This is a genomic window from Streptomyces sp. DT224, from assembly GCF_049844595.1.
Classification (GTDB): Bacteria; Actinomycetota; Actinomycetes; order Streptomycetales; family Streptomycetaceae; genus Streptomyces.
Window position 1 is genome coordinate 339,516 of sequence record NZ_JBNCLI010000012.1, and the last position, 13,232, is coordinate 352,747.

The 13,232-nt window shown below is 73.1% G+C and carries 14 protein-coding genes; 9 read left to right on the forward strand and 5 right to left on the reverse strand.

Annotated features, from left to right (window positions below):
- The first annotated feature begins 50 nt into the window (after positions 1-50).
- Both ACLQ2N_RS29425 and ACLQ2N_RS29430 read left to right on the forward strand, forming a co-directional pair.
- Positions 51-1,184: a PAS domain-containing protein gene (locus ACLQ2N_RS29425; RefSeq protein ID WP_425817659.1), complete on the forward strand. Its 1,134-nt coding sequence runs from the start codon at positions 51-53 to the stop codon at positions 1,182-1,184.
- A gap of 150 nt (positions 1,185-1,334) precedes the next feature.
- Positions 1,335-2,426, forward strand: coding sequence for a glutamate--cysteine ligase (locus ACLQ2N_RS29430; RefSeq protein ID WP_425817707.1), 1,092 nt, complete (start codon positions 1,335-1,337; stop codon positions 2,424-2,426).
- A gap of 56 nt (positions 2,427-2,482) precedes the next feature.
- On the opposite strand, the gene ACLQ2N_RS29435 is transcribed toward ACLQ2N_RS29430, so the two are convergent.
- The 3 genes from ACLQ2N_RS29435 to ACLQ2N_RS29445 all read right to left on the reverse strand — a co-directional run bounded on the left by ACLQ2N_RS29435 (position 2,483) and on the right by ACLQ2N_RS29445 (position 6,186).
- Positions 2,483-3,955, reverse strand: coding sequence for an aminotransferase class I/II-fold pyridoxal phosphate-dependent enzyme (locus ACLQ2N_RS29435; protein WP_425817661.1), 1,473 nt, complete (start codon positions 3,953-3,955; stop codon positions 2,483-2,485).
- A 77-nt stretch (positions 3,956-4,032) separates the two neighbouring features.
- On the reverse strand, positions 4,033-4,914 hold the full coding sequence (locus ACLQ2N_RS29440; RefSeq protein ID WP_425817663.1) for an SDR family oxidoreductase: 882 nt from the start codon (positions 4,912-4,914) through the stop codon (positions 4,033-4,035).
- A 42-nt stretch (positions 4,915-4,956) separates the two neighbouring features.
- On the reverse strand, positions 4,957-6,186 hold the full coding sequence (locus ACLQ2N_RS29445) for a cytochrome P450 (RefSeq protein ID WP_425817665.1): 1,230 nt from the start codon (positions 6,184-6,186) through the stop codon (positions 4,957-4,959).
- A gap of 372 nt (positions 6,187-6,558) precedes the next feature.
- Between ACLQ2N_RS29445 and ACLQ2N_RS29450 the strand changes: the two genes are divergently transcribed.
- The 6 genes from ACLQ2N_RS29450 (at position 6,559) to ACLQ2N_RS29475 (ending at position 11,015) form a co-directional block, all read left to right on the forward strand.
- On the forward strand, positions 6,559-6,738 hold the full coding sequence (locus ACLQ2N_RS29450) for a hypothetical protein (protein ID WP_425817667.1): 180 nt from the start codon (positions 6,559-6,561) through the stop codon (positions 6,736-6,738).
- 40 nt (positions 6,739-6,778) lie between these two features.
- Positions 6,779-7,969 carry an alcohol dehydrogenase catalytic domain-containing protein gene (locus ACLQ2N_RS29455; protein WP_425817669.1) on the forward strand — a complete coding sequence of 397 codons (1,191 nt, stop codon included), beginning with the start codon at positions 6,779-6,781 and terminating at the stop codon, positions 7,967-7,969.
- A 21-nt stretch (positions 7,970-7,990) separates the two neighbouring features.
- On the forward strand, positions 7,991-9,028 hold the full coding sequence (locus tag ACLQ2N_RS29460) for an SDR family oxidoreductase (protein ID WP_425817671.1): 1,038 nt from the start codon (positions 7,991-7,993) through the stop codon (positions 9,026-9,028).
- The gene (locus ACLQ2N_RS29465; protein ID WP_425817673.1) at positions 9,028-9,708 is read left to right on the forward strand and encodes a UdgX family uracil-DNA binding protein; all 681 of its coding nucleotides are present in this window, start codon (positions 9,028-9,030) and stop codon (positions 9,706-9,708) included. The genes ACLQ2N_RS29460 and ACLQ2N_RS29465 overlap by 1 nt, the downstream gene beginning before the upstream one ends.
- A gap of 67 nt (positions 9,709-9,775) precedes the next feature.
- Entirely contained in the window at positions 9,776-10,312 is a 537-nt protein-coding gene (locus tag ACLQ2N_RS29470) for a cysteine hydrolase family protein (protein WP_425817709.1), read from the forward strand.
- A gap of 34 nt (positions 10,313-10,346) precedes the next feature.
- A complete protein-coding gene (locus ACLQ2N_RS29475; protein WP_425817675.1) occupies positions 10,347-11,015 on the forward strand; it encodes an HAD family hydrolase in 669 nt (222 codons plus the stop codon).
- A 33-nt stretch (positions 11,016-11,048) separates the two neighbouring features.
- Here the strand turns inward: ACLQ2N_RS29475 and ACLQ2N_RS29480 are convergent, their stop codons facing one another.
- Positions 11,049-11,426 (reverse strand): VOC family protein, encoded by a 378-nt coding sequence (locus ACLQ2N_RS29480; RefSeq protein ID WP_425817677.1) that lies wholly within the window; start codon positions 11,424-11,426, stop codon positions 11,049-11,051.
- Positions 11,427-11,585: 159 nt separating this feature from the next.
- Here ACLQ2N_RS29480 and ACLQ2N_RS29485 point away from each other — a divergent pair, with 159 nt between their 5' ends.
- Positions 11,586-12,551: an LLM class F420-dependent oxidoreductase gene (locus ACLQ2N_RS29485; RefSeq protein WP_425817679.1), complete on the forward strand. Its 966-nt coding sequence runs from the start codon at positions 11,586-11,588 to the stop codon at positions 12,549-12,551.
- A 44-nt stretch (positions 12,552-12,595) separates the two neighbouring features.
- Here ACLQ2N_RS29485 and ACLQ2N_RS29490 read toward each other — a convergent pair whose 3' ends face one another.
- On the reverse strand, positions 12,596-13,129 hold the full coding sequence (locus ACLQ2N_RS29490) for a DUF6328 family protein (RefSeq protein WP_425817681.1): 534 nt from the start codon (positions 13,127-13,129) through the stop codon (positions 12,596-12,598).
- Positions 13,130-13,232: the final 103 nt, after the last annotated feature.

Below are 13,232 nucleotides of genomic sequence, written 5' to 3' on the forward strand. Positions count from 1 at the left end.
CTGCCGAGCCGCTCGGCGCCGGGACGCCGATGATCGGCTAGCTTCGTCGTATGAACGGGCCACCGGAGGGCGAGAGCGGTCATCAGGCCCTCGTCGCCCGCGCCCGGGAACTGCGCGCGGCCCGGGACCATCCTCCCGCCGAGTACCCGGTCCTGCTCGACGCGGCCCTGGCGGAGCTGGACCACGCGATCGAGGCCCTGCGCCTGGCCGAGGAACCGCAGGGACCGCCCCGGACTCCGGGCACGAAGGCGGCACCGCACCCGTTCAAGGCCATCTTCGACCACCTGCCGTGGCCCGTCATCCTGACCGACGGGCAGACCGTGGTGCGCCGCCTCAACCAGGCCGCCGCCGAACTGACCGGACTCCCTCCGGGGTACGCCGCAGGCCGGCCCCTCGCCGCGCTTCTGCGCCCCGCCGACCGGGCCGCCCTCCGCGCCCACGCGGCGGCCGTGGCCGCCGGCGAGGGAGGCCGCAGCCTCCCGGTCCGTCTCCCCGGGCTGCCGGACGGCCCGCTGTACGCCACGCTCACCGGGATCGACGCGCCGGAGGGCCGGGGGCGGGACGTGCTCGTGGTGCTCGCACCGGCACCGGGCCCCCGCATCGCCACCCGCACCGGTGACCGGGCCGGCCCCGCGTCGGTCGGACGCCGGGCCGAGCTGACCGGGCTCCTGGACCGCACGGCCCGGGCCCTCCTGGACCGCGAGCCCTCCGCGGCGGCCCTCGGCGCCGTCGCGGGGCTCCTGCGCGACGGTCTCGCGGACTGGGCGCTGCTCGACCTGGGGCCGCCGGACGGGCCGGTCCGGACCGCGGTCCACGGCCCCCCGGCGCCGGACGACGCGGGGCTGGAGAAGGCGTTCCTCCGGCAGGACCCGCGCGCCTGCCCCGTGGCCGCCGAGGTCATGGTCTCCGGCGAGGCGGTGGTGGAACAGCTCACGGACGACCTGGACAGGCTGGGGGCGGACGAGAGCGGCGCGCCGCTCATGGTCCGCGCCGACGTCACGGCCCTGCTCTCCGTGGCGCTGACCGTGCCCGACGGCACGATGGTGCTGGGGGCGCTGACCCTGCTCCGGAGCGGGACCGGGCCGCCGTTCTCGCTGCTGGAGGCCGGCGCCGCGGAGATCGCGGCCGGCCATATGGCCGTCGTCGCGCGACGGAGCGGTGCGGGTGGGCCGGGCGTGCGCTGAGCGGCGGGCGCGACGGACCGTGCGCGGAGAAAATCCGGCCGGTCAGGGGTGCCGGTGCCGTGAGGTGGCATACGGCGAAGTGGGGGAGGGTGGAGAGTGCGCATCGGCGCGCGAGGGCCCACCCCCGGCCGATCGAGCGTGGAGGACATGATGGTGCGGACTGTGGGTGTCGAGGAGGAGCTGCTGCTCGTCGACGAGCGGAGCGGCGAGCCCAGGGCGCTCTCGACTGCCGTCCTGGCGCTCGCCGAGCGGCGTGCCGAGGGTGCCACGGCCTTCGAGCAGGAGCTGCACCGCCAGCAGCTGGAGTTCGCCACCGAGCCGCGCGCGGACATGCGGGAACTCGCGGACGAGATCCTGCGCTGGCGGGCGGAGGCGGCCCGCAGGGCGGCCGAGGCCGGGGGCGCGGTCGCCGCGCTCGCCACCTCTCCGCTGCCCGTCAGCCCGTCCATCGGCGAGGGCGAACGGTACCGCTGGCTGGCCGACAGGTTCGGGCTGACCACGCAGGAGCAGCTGACCTGCGGATGCCATGTGCACGTCTCCGTGGAGTCGGACGAGGAGGGCGTCGCGGTCCTGGACCGCATCCGCCCCTGGCTCGCGGTGCTGCTCGCGCTGAGCTCCAACTCGCCCTTCTGGCAGGGCCGGGACACCGCGTACAGCAGCTACCGCAGCCGGGTCTGGGGCCGCTGGCCCTCGGCCGGGCCCATGGAACTGTTCGGCTCCGCGCGCCATTACCACGACGAGGTCGAAGCCCTCGTCGCCACGGGCGTCCTGCGCGACAAGGGCATGATCTACTTCGACGCCCGGCTCTCACACCGGTACCCCACCGTCGAGGTCAGGGTCGCGGACGTCTGCCTCGATCCCGCCGACGCCGCGTTGCTGGCCACGCTGGTGCGCGGCCTGGTCGAGACCGCCGCCCGCGCCTGGCGGGCGGGCGACCCGCCGGAGCCGTACGGGGTGGGTCTCCTGCGCATGGCGGCGTGGCAGGCGGGCCGCTCGGGCCTGGAGGGGGAACTGCTGCACCCCGCCACCATGCGCCCCGCCCCCGCACCCGCCGTGGTGCACGCCCTGCTCACCCATGTGCGCGACGCGTTGGAGGACAGCGGGGATCTGACGTCGGCGCAGGAGGGGATCGAGCGGGTCCTGAGGAATGGCACGGGCGCGCGCACCCAGCGCGACGCGCTCTCCCGCACCGGCAGCCTCCACGACGCCGTCACCGAGTGCGTCAGCCGCACCCGCGGGTGAGCCGGGCGACGGCCTCCCGCTCCGAGGGGGGTGGGAGGCCGTCGGGTGCCGTGCGCTCAGTCGTCCGCGCAGACCCGTACGGTGTGCAGCTCCGGGTCCGCCGGGTCCGGCAGGTTCATCCCCGCTTCCAGGCCGGTCAGCAGGTAGCGCAGTACCGGCTCCGTCAGCCGTTCGCCGGGGAGCACCACCGGGATGCCCGGGGGATACGGAGTGATCATCTCGGCGGCGACGCGCCCCACGGCCTGCTCCACCGGGACGTCCTCGGTCGCGTGGAAGTAGGCGTCGCGCGGCAGCCTCGCCTGGTCCATCCGCAGCTCCGACGGTGCCGGGACCGCCACCTCGGGCCCCCGGGGCAGCGAGGGGGCCTGCCGGGCGAGGTCGCGCAGCGCCGTCAGCAGCCGCTTCGCCGTCTCGGCGTCGTCGGCGTGGGTGAGCTGGGCGCTGACGCGCCGGTGGTCCATCAGGTGCGCGTCCACGTGGTGGTGTTCGCGCAGCCAGTCCGCCGCCAGATAGCCGGAGACCCCGAGGTCCGCGATGTCGATGACCACCGGCAGCGGATCGAACTCGGACCCGGCACCCGGACCGCAGAAGTCGTCGCGGTCGTTGACGTGCATCCCGTCGATCGACTCGATCTCCTCGCGCACCGATGCGGCCAGGGCGAGGGCGCGGGACATCAGGGTGTGCCCCTCCAGCACCATCTGGCGCCGCCAGCCGTCCATGCCCGCGTACAGCAGTACGGAAGGGCTCGTCGTACCCAGCAGATCGGCCCGGGACGCCAGCGTGTCGTGGTCGATCAGGTCGCCCCGCAGATGGAACACCGACCCCTGTTCCAGGCCGCTGCCCATCTTGTGGATGCTGGTGACGCAGACATCGGCGCCCGCGTCCATCGCCCATGTCGGCAGATCCGGATGGAACGGCAGATGCGCGCCCCACGCCTCGTCCACGACGAGCGGGCGGGAGCGCCGGTGGCACACCTCGGCGATGGCCCGCAGATCCGCCGCCACTCCGTACGGTGTGGGGCTGGTGACCAGGGCGCCCTTCGCGTCCGGGTGCTCCTCGAAGGCCCGCTCGTACGCCTCCGGGGACGGCGGGTGCGCGAGATGGCGTTCGGTGTCCCACTGCGGCTCGACCCACACCGGCCGGATGCCGGAGAGGATGAGCCCGGAGATCACCGCCTTGTGGGCGTCCCGGCCCACCAGGAGCTTCTGGCCGTGTGCGGCGACGCTCAGCATCGCCGCCTTGACCGACAGGGAGCTGCCGCACGTCGAGAAGAACGCGTGCTCCGCGTGCACGGCGTCGGCCATCAGGACCTCGGCGCGTTGCAGCACCCCCGACTTCATCCGCCGGTCGTCCAGCCCGCCGCTGGCCAGGACGTCGCCGAGGAACACGGCGTCGCCCAGCACGGCCCTGACCTCCGGCGCCGCGCCCCGGGCCTGCTTGTGTCCCGGGGGCGTGAACCCCATCTCACCCCGCTCCCGATAGGCGGCCAGGGCGTCGAGAACAGGTGCTTCCTCGTGATTCTTCGGCATGTCCGCCGCCTTCCCGTGGTCCGCCCCGTCAATCCGTACGCCGTACGCCGTACGCCGTACGCCGTACGCCGTACGCGCTAGGGGAGTGGCGTGCCGCCGGTGGCGTTCACGATCTCCCCGGTGATGAAACTCGCGTTGCCGGAGGCGAGGAACACGTAGGCCGGAGCCATCTCGGCGGGCTGGGCGGGCCGCCCGAGCGGGCTCTGCTTCCCGAACTCCTTCGTGTCCGGCAGCGTCGCCGGGATGAGCGGCGTCCACACCGGGCCGGGCGCCACGGCGTTCACACGGATGCCGTCGGAAGCCAGCATCTGCGCGAGGCCCTGGGTGAACGTCACGATGGCGCCCTTGGTCATGGCGTAGTCCAGCAGATGCGGACTCGGCTTGTACGCCTGCACCGACGTGGTGTTGATGATCGACCCGCCGGCCGGAATGTGCGGCAGGGCCATCTTGCACAGCCAGAACATCCCGTACAGATTGGTGCGCAGCACCCGGTCGAACTGATCCGTGGAGATCGCGGAGATCCCGTCGGGCTGTGCCATCTGGTACGCGGCGTTGTTGACGAGCACGTCGATGCGCCCGAACTCCTGCACCGCGCTGCCGATCAGGGCACGGCACTGCTTCTCGTCCCGGATGTCGCACGCCTCCGTCAGCGCCTGCCGGCCCGACTCCTCGACGAGCCGGGCCGTCTCCCGTGCCTCGTCCGCCTCGGATTCGAGGTGGGTGATCAGCACATCCGCCCCCTCGCGGGCGAACGCCAGCGCGACGGCACGGCCGATCCCGGAGTCGCCCCCCGTCACCACGGCCTTGCGGTCCTTGAGGAGCCCATGGCCCCGGTAGGAGTCCTCGCCGTGGTCGGGCGGCGGGTCCATGGGCCCGGTCCAGCCGGGATGCTCCTGCTCCTGCTGCGGAAAGTCGGGCTTCGGGAAGCGCTCGGTGGGGTCCTGGCCGGGTGTACTCATGGTGCCTTCCTCCGTAACTGGTCGTGGGGCGTGGGACGGGGGTTACCGGACGTCCTCGATGACGAACCCGCTCCGGGGTGCGGTCGGGACGCGGTGGAGGGGGATGGAGAGGTCCTGTTCCGGCACCCGGTACACGAGGCCGGACAACAGCACCGCGAGGGCGGACAGCAGGGCGAGGGTGATGTCCTCGCCCGGGCAGCGATGTCCCGTCGCCGGGTCGCCGCCGCCCTGCGGGACCAGCACGTCGGGCCGCACCGGCGTGCCGTGGAAGCGCGCGGGATCGAAGACGTAGGGCCGGGGCCACAGGTCCGGGTCGTGGTTCTGGCCGTACAGGTCGAGGAGCACCAGCGTCCCCGGCCGGATGGCGCGGCCCTCCCACTCGAGCCGGTCCGCCGCCAGCCCGCCGATGAACGGGGCGAACGGGTAGAAGCGGCGGACCTCCTGCGCGAAGGCGAGGGCGAAGGCGGGGTCGCCGTCGCGGAGCGCCGCCCGGTGCTCCGGCCACCGGTGCAGGGCGTGCGCCGCGAACGCCGCGAACCAGCTGACCGCGACGGTCGGGCGCAGGATGTTGAGCACCTCGACGGCCGCCGTACGGGGATCGAGCAGCGCACCGCCGGCATCGCGATGGTGTACGACGGTACGGAACGGCGTGACGGCCGCCCCGCTTCCGGTCCCCGCGTCGCCGCTGCCGCGCTCCCGTTCCACCAGGCGGGCCAGACGCCTCTCCTGCCGGCGCCGGGCGACACGGGCGCGCACCTGCCGGGGTCCGGCCGACGCGAAGCCGTCCACCATGGCCACCAGGTCGCGCGCCACGCCGTCGGCCCCGCCCTCCGGCAGCGGCACCCCGGCCCACGTGTGGACGGCACGCGCGAGCACCCCGGCCACCTCGTCGAACAGCACGACCCGGCCCCGGCCCGCCCACCCGGCCACGGCGTCCTTCCACTCCAGGGCGACCCGGTCCGTCAGGGCCCGGACGCCCTCCGGGTCCTTCAGCAGGTCGAGGAACATCCCCTTGCGCACCCGGTGCGGATCACCGTCCAGGGTGTGCACCGCCCCCTGGCCGAACAGCGTGTCGACGACCGGTTCCGGGAGCGCCCCGTGGCGGCGGATGCGGTCCTCGTCGTAGAAGAAGCGGACGGCGGCCGGCCCGTGCAGCGCGATGACCCGCTTGCCGAGCAGACGGGTGCGGACCGGGGCTCCGCCGGTGCGCCGCCGACGGTCCGGCAGCCATGCGTAGCCCTGGAGCAGGAGGGACAGGGTGCTGTCGGCCATGAGCTCTCCGTAGGACAGAACGGGGGTGCGTGCGGCGGTGGGCGGGTCCGTCGGTCCCCCGCCGTCGATCCTGGGGGCGCCGCGACCGGCGCGCGACCCGGAATCCGCCGGACGGCGCTGCGGCTGTGGTCCCAACCGCAGCGCCTGCTCCCGCGTACGCCGGGAGCCTGGCCAGGCGGGTACCCGTGCCGCTGAGGGACATGCGGGGCGGCCGGGGCGTTTTCGCGCGGCCTGACCGCCCGGCCGCCCCGGCAGGCTCGCTCCCCGGATTGAATCGGGCATTCCGGTTGAACCCGGATTCCGTGGGAACCCGTCGCACGGAACGGCTGTGCGGGCACGCCCGCAGGACGACCCGGGAGGAACCGAGGAGACATGGGAAGGCATGCCGAAATCGTCCGCGCCCTGGCCATGAGGGCGAAGGCGGCGAAACTCAAGTCGGACGGCGCCGCGCTGGGCGACGAGAGCCTGAAGGCGGAGGGGCGCCGGCGCGAGACCGCCGGGCGGATCGCCCAGGCCGAGGCGAAGGCGGCACGGCGCGAGGGCCGCCACTGAACGGCGGCGCAGCCGTCACTCGACAGCGAGGAGATCACTCATGCGTGCACTGACCTGGCAAGGAAAGCGCGACGTCCGCGTCGAGACCGTTCCCGACCCCGTCATCCAGGACCCGGCCGACATCATCATCCGGGTCACCTCGACGGGCATCTGCGGATCGGACCTCCATCTGTACGAAGTACTCGGCCCCTATCTCGACCCCGGCGACATCCTGGGTCACGAGCCGATGGGCGTCGTGGAGGTGACGGGCCCCGAGGTGACCGCCGTGTCGCGCGGTGACCGGGTCGTCGTCCCGTTCAACGTCTCCTGCGGCACCTGCTTCATGTGCGGCCGGGGCCTGCACTCCCAGTGCGAGACCACGCAGGTCCGCAAGTACGGCACCGGCGCCTCTCTCTTCGGGTACACCAAGCTCTACGGGCAGGTGCCCGGCGGGCAGGCCGAGCTGCTGCGGGTTCCTTTCGGCAACACGCTGCCGATCAAGGTGCCCGAAGGGCCGTCGGACGACCGGTTCGTCTATCTCTCCGACGTGCTGCCCACCGCCTGGCAGGCCGTCGAGTACGCCGCGATCCCGCCCGGCGGCAGCGTCACCGTCCTCGGCCTCGGCCCGATCGGCGACATGGCCGCCCGCATCGCCCTGCACCGGGGCGCCGGCCTCGTCATCGGCGTGGACCTGGTCCCCGAACGCCTCGCCCGCTCCGCCGCGCGCGGCGTCCAGACCCTCGACCTGGGCCGGTACGGCAAGGACCTGCCGGACGCGGTCCGGGACCTCACCGGCGGCCGGGGCACCGACGCGGTCATCGACGCCGTCGGCATGGAGGCGCACGCCATCGGCGCGCCGATCGGCAAGGCCGGCCAGTGGGCCGTCGGCCTCCTGCCGGACGCGGCGGCCCGCCCGCTCATGGAACGCGCCGGCATCGACCGGCTCACCGCCCTCCTCACCGCCATCGACGTGGTCCGCCGGGGCGGCACCATCTCCGTCTCCGGCGTCTACGGCGGCGCCGTAGACCCGCTGCCCCTGCTCACCATGTTCGACAAGCAGATCCAGCTGCGGATGGGCCAGGCGAACGTCAAGCGCTGGGTGCCCGACATCCTGCCGCTGCTCGTGGACGAGGACCCGCTGGGTGTGGACGGCTTCGCCACGCACCACCTGCCCCTGGAGGACGGCCCGAAGGCGTACGCGACCTTCCAGGCGAAGGCCGACGGCATGGTCAAGACGCTGCTGCGGCCCTGAGCCGCGACGAAGGGATTCACCGTGAACGCATCGCAAGGGCTGCGCGTCGTCGTCACGGGCGCCACCGGCAACGTGGGCACGAGCCTCGTGCGGACCCTTTCCCAGGACCCGGACGTCGGATCGGTCCTCGGCCTGGCCCGGCGGCTGCCCGACCTCACCCTGCCCGGCGTCGAGTGGGGGAGGGTGGACCTCTCCCGCCCGGACAGCGCCCGGACCCTCGGCTCTCTGCTGACGGGCGCGGACGCCGTCGTCCATCTGGCCTGGCGCTTCCAGCCCACCCATGACCCGGTCGTCACCTGGCGCAGCAACGTCGAGGGCTCCCTCCGCGTCTTCGACGCGGTGCGCACGGCCGGTGTCCCGGCGCTGGTCCACGCCTCGTCCGTCGGCGCCTACTCGCCCGGGCCCAAGCGGGAGCCCGGGGTGGACGAACAGTGGCCGGCCCATGGCTGGCCGGACGCCGCCTACTGCCGCGAGAAGGCGTATCTGGAACGGGTGCTGGACACCTTCGAGCTGCGCCACCCGCAGATCCGGGTGGTACGGATGCGGCCCGGCTTCCTCTTCAAGGAGACGGCCGCCCCCGAGCAGCGGCGCATCTTCAGCGGGAAGTACCTCCCCGGCGTACTCATCCGTCCCGACCTGCTGCCCTTCGTACCCGACCTGGAAGGGCTGAGGTTCCAGGTGCTGCACACGGACGACGCCGCCGAGGCGTACCGGCTCGCCGTGCTCGGCGACGTACGCGGCCCCTTCAACCTGGCCGCCGACACCGTCACCGACGCCCGCTCCCTCGGCGCCCTCCTCGACGCGCGGGTGGTGCGCGCGCCCGTGCCGCTCGTACGCGGCGCACTGGCGACCGCCTGGCACGCCCGGGCGGTCCCGGCGTCGCCCCACCTCTTCGACGCCGTGCTGCGCCTGCCCGTCATGGACTGCGCCCGGGCGCACGAGGAGCTGGGCTGGCGGCCCCGGTACTCGGCGTCCGAGGCCCTGACGGCGTTCCTGCGCGGCGTCGTGCGCGGCACGGGCGAGAAGACCGCCCCGCTGGCCGGGAGCCGGTGGAGCTGATGGGCGCCGCGGGGCCGGAGGGCGGCGCCCAGTCCTACGTACCGGCGAGGGGCGGCGTGGCCGCGCTGCGCCGGGCGGCGGCGGACTGCCGGGGGTGCCCCCTGTACGAGAACGCGACGCAGACCGTCTTCGGGGACGGGCCCGCCCATGCCCGTACGGTCGTCGTCGGCGAGCAGCCCGGCGACCAGGAGGACCGCGCGGGCGAACCCTTCGTCGGGCCGGCCGGGCACCTGCTGCGCAAGGCGCTGGCCGAGGCGGAGGTGGACGAGCGGGACGTGTACTTCACGAACGCCGTGAAGCACTTCAAGTTCACCTCGGCCGGTGAGGGCAAACGCCGCATCCACAAGGCCCCCGGCCTGCGTGAGATGACGGCCTGCCGCCCCTGGCTCGCCGAGGAGCTGCACCGGGTCGACCCCGAGCTGGTGGTCGTTCTCGGGGCCACGGCGGGCAAGTCGGTGCTGGGCAACTCCTTCAAGGTCACCGACAGCCGGGGCACGCTGCTGTACCTGTCCGGCACCGGCCTCCCCACGGCCGCCCGGGCCGCGCAGGAGGGCGACGGACCCGTCCGGGGCCTGGTCGCCACCGTGCACCCCTCCGCCGTGCTGAGGGCGCCGGACAGGGCGGAGGCGTACCAGGGACTCGTCGCCGACCTGCGCGTCGCCGCGCGGTTCCTGGGGTGAACGGATGACGGGCATGACGCAGGGAGACAGTTCGCCGCGAAAGCCCACGGATGCCACCATGGCAACCATGTCCCGCAAGGCGCTGATCGTCATCGACATGATCAACCCGTACGACCACGAGGACGCCGACCGGCTCCTTCCCTCGGCGGAGCGGGCGGTGCCCGTCATCGCGGACATGCTGCAGACGGCCCGGGGCAGCGGTGCACTCGTGATCTACGCCAACGACAACTTCGGCGACTGGCGCTCCCACCACGGGGAGATCGTGGAGGCGGCCATGGCGGGCGCCCGCCCCGACCTGGTCGAACCGCTGAAGCCCGACGAGAACGCGCTCTTCGTGGTCAAGGCCCGGCACTCGATCTTCTACGAGACGCCCCTGCCGTACCTGCTCCAGCAACTGGACGTCGACCACCTCGTGCTGACCGGTCAGGTGACGGAGCAGTGCATCCTCTACTCCGCGCTCGACGCGCACATCCGCCACATGGGGCTGACCATTCCGCGCGACGGGGTGGCCCACATCCACCCCGACCTGGCCGACGCCGCCCTGCGGATGACCCAACGGAACATGGGCGCCCGGGTGTGCGCCGCCGAAGAGATCGACCTGTGACACCGCCCCGCCGGGCCGGCACGAAAGGATCCCCATGACGCGCGCCGCACTGTTCGATGTGGACGGCACTCTGGTCGACACCAACTACCTGCACGTCACCGCGTGGTGGGAGGCGTTCCACCAGGCCGGGCACACCGTGCCGATGCCGGCGATCCACCGCGCGGTCGGTCTCGGCTCCGACGACCTCATCGACCACCTGCTGGGCCCCGGCCGGGACCGGGAGCAGGACGCGGGCATCAGCGCCACGCACTCCGCGCTGTACGCCACCTACTTCGAACGCCTGCCCCCGCTGGACGGCGCGGCGGACCTGCTGCGTGCCCTGGCCGGCCGGGGCTGGACGATCGTCCTCGCCACCTCCGCCTCCGGCCCCGAGCTGAAGGCCCTGCGGCGGGCGCTCGACGCCGACGACGTCATCTCCGGCACCGCCAGCTCCGACGACGTGGACGAGGGGAAGCCCGCCCCGGACCCGATCCGCCATGCGATGGACATCGCCGGCGCCGGCAGCGGGGAGGCGGTGTACATCGGCGACTCCGTCTGGGACATGGCGGCGGCGACCAGGGCGTCGGTCCCCGCCGTGGGCCTGCTGTCGGGCGGCATCCCCCGGGCGGACCTGGAGGAGGCCGGGGCCGTGGAGGTCCACGCATCCCCGGCCGCCCTCCTGGACCGCCTCGACACCGGCGTCATAGCCCGTATGAGCCCCTGAGCCCGAGCACTTCAGTCACTGGGTCCTGCGCCCTCAGCCGCCGCCGTTGCACAGGCAGAACGGGTGCCCCGCCGGGTCCGCGAAGACCCGGAAGCCGCGCTTTCCGCCGTCGTCGTCCAGATCGAGCGGGGTGGCCCCCAGGGCGAGCACCTCGCGCTGGGCGGCCTCCATGTCCTCCACCTCGAAGTCCAGGTGCTCCTGCTGCGAGTTCCGGTCGGCACGCGGCCACTCGGGGGGCTGGTAGCCGGGGGCGTGCTGGAAGGCCAGACGAGCCCCGCCGGGGACCCGGAGCTCGTACCAGCGGTCGTTGTCGTGCGTCACCTCCCCGCCCAGCACCCCCTGGTAGAAGGCGGCGAGCGCCGCCGGGTCCGGGCAGTCGACGGCAACCAGGCAGTAGGTCGCGACAGCCATGTCGTTCCTCGCTTTCGGTGTACGCGGACATGCAGACGTCCCCCTCAGGGGTTCCGCGTCCGGAGCGGAGGAAACATGATCCGGAACGCGGGGGAAACACGATCCGGAAGCAGTGGAGCCGGTACGTTTCGACCGCCGGGGATCGGTAACCCATCCCATATGGTGCAATTCGGATACACGATGATGACCGAGCAGTCGGGACCGCGGGCCCTCGTCGAGGACGTGGTGGCGGCCGAGCAGGCCGGCTTCGACTTCTCCGTGACCTCCGACCACTACTTCCCGTGGCTGAAGTCCCAGGGCCACGCCCCCTACGCCTGGAGCGTGCTGGGCGCCGCCGCGCAGGCCACGACCCGCATCCCGCTGATGACGTACGTGACCTGCCCGACCACCCGCTACCACCCGGCCGTCGTGGCACAGAAGGCCGCGACGCTGCAACTGCTCTCCGAGGGGCGGTTCCGGCTCGGGCTCGGCTCCGGCGAGAGCCTGAACGAGCACGTGGTGGGCGGCGGCTGGCCGGACGCCCGGGTGCGGCTCGACAAGCTCGAAGAGGCGGTGGAGATCATCAAGGCGCTCCTCGCCGGCGGCTACGTCAACCACCACGGCCCCCACTTCGACGTGGAGAACGCCAAGCTGTGGGACGTGCCCGACGTGGCCGTGCCGCTCGGTGTCGCCGTCTCCGGCGACCGGTCGTGCGAGATCGCGGGCCGGCTCGCGGACCTGGTGATCGCCACCGAGCCCAAGGAGGAACTGCTCACCGACTTCGACCGGCACGGCGGTGGCGGAAAGCCCCGGGTCGGCCAGCTGCCCGTCTGCTACGACACCGACCGCGACGCGGCGGTGAAGCGGGCCCATGACCAGTTCCGCTGGTCCGTCGGCGGCTGGAAGGTCAACTCGGAGCTGCCGGGCCCCTCCGCCTTCGACCAGGCCACGCAGTACGTCCGGCCCGAGGACATCGCCGAGGCGGTGCCCTGCGGCGACGACGTCGGGCAGTTCGTGGAGGCCGTGCGTCCCTACGTCGACGCGGGGTTCACCGAAGTCGCCCTCGTCCAGATCGGCGGAGACCACCAGAAGCCGTTCATCGACTGGGCCCAGGAGAAGCTGCTGCCCGCGCTGCGCGCCCTGTGACGTGCGTACGCACCCGGCCCGGTGAGGCACGGGTGCGTACGGGGTCACTTCGCGCGACCGGCGCCGTCGCGTCCGTTGGGCGACCTGGCCAGCGCCCAGGCCGGGAAGACGAACCAGCAGACGAAGGACCACAGCGCCATCCCGCCCACCAGCCACAGGGCGAGCGTGTTGTGCAGCGCCACGCGCATGATGAGCAGCAGGGCCGAACACATCGTGCAGAACAGCAGCACGAGCCCGAGCAGGGTGAGCCGTGACGCCCAGACCACCGTCTCCGGCTTCAGATGGCGGCCGGTCAGCAGCCGGTGGTAGCAGACGGGCCCGATCAGCGCCGCCGCCGTGGCGGAACCGAGGAGCACGGTGACGACGTAGATCGTCCTGTCGGTGTCCGCAAGGGTGGCGAAGCGCGGCTGGAAGACCACGGCCAGCAGGAAACCGAAGAGGATCTGCACCCCGGTCTGCGCCACCCGCAGCTCCTGGAGCAGTTCCGTCCAGCGGCGGTCCGCCCGCTCCTCGGTCGTCTCGTTGCGCCCGCGGTGGGTGTCCTCGCGGTCGTTCTCTTCCGTTCGTCCGTCGTCCATGTGCGGTGTCCCTCCCTCCCTCGTGCCGAAACCATTTTTGGGGGGGCCCCCCGCCCCCGCCCAAAAGTTTGGGGCCCCCCCCCCCCCTTTAGCGGCGGTCGGC

Excerpts from the sequence above, each read along its gene's own strand:
- ACLQ2N_RS29445 (WP_425817665.1), bottom strand. The coding sequence starts at position 6,186 with ATGGCCGACAGCACCCTGTCCCTCCTGCTCCAGGGCTACGCATGGCTG.
- ACLQ2N_RS29430 (WP_425817707.1), top strand. The coding sequence starts at position 1,335 with ATGGTGCGGACTGTGGGTGTCGAGGAGGAGCTGCTGCTCGTCGACGAG.
- ACLQ2N_RS29475 (WP_425817675.1), top strand. The coding sequence starts at position 10,347 with ATGACGCGCGCCGCACTGTTCGATGTGGACGGCACTCTGGTCGACACC.
- ACLQ2N_RS29465 (WP_425817673.1), top strand. The coding sequence starts at position 9,028 with ATGGGCGCCGCGGGGCCGGAGGGCGGCGCCCAGTCCTACGTACCGGCG.
- ACLQ2N_RS29485 (WP_425817679.1), top strand. The coding sequence starts at position 11,586 with ATGGTGCAATTCGGATACACGATGATGACCGAGCAGTCGGGACCGCGG.
- ACLQ2N_RS29480 (WP_425817677.1), bottom strand. The coding sequence starts at position 11,426 with ATGGCTGTCGCGACCTACTGCCTGGTTGCCGTCGACTGCCCGGACCCG.
- ACLQ2N_RS29450 (WP_425817667.1), top strand. The coding sequence starts at position 6,559 with ATGGGAAGGCATGCCGAAATCGTCCGCGCCCTGGCCATGAGGGCGAAG.
- ACLQ2N_RS29455 (WP_425817669.1), top strand. The coding sequence starts at position 6,779 with ATGCGTGCACTGACCTGGCAAGGAAAGCGCGACGTCCGCGTCGAGACC.
- ACLQ2N_RS29490 (WP_425817681.1), bottom strand. The coding sequence starts at position 13,129 with ATGGACGACGGACGAACGGAAGAGAACGACCGCGAGGACACCCACCGC.
- ACLQ2N_RS29435 (WP_425817661.1), bottom strand. The coding sequence starts at position 3,955 with ATGCCGAAGAATCACGAGGAAGCACCTGTTCTCGACGCCCTGGCCGCC.
- ACLQ2N_RS29425 (WP_425817659.1), top strand. The coding sequence starts at position 51 with ATGAACGGGCCACCGGAGGGCGAGAGCGGTCATCAGGCCCTCGTCGCC.
- ACLQ2N_RS29470 (WP_425817709.1), top strand. The coding sequence starts at position 9,776 with ATGTCCCGCAAGGCGCTGATCGTCATCGACATGATCAACCCGTACGAC.
- ACLQ2N_RS29440 (WP_425817663.1), bottom strand. The coding sequence starts at position 4,914 with ATGAGTACACCCGGCCAGGACCCCACCGAGCGCTTCCCGAAGCCCGAC.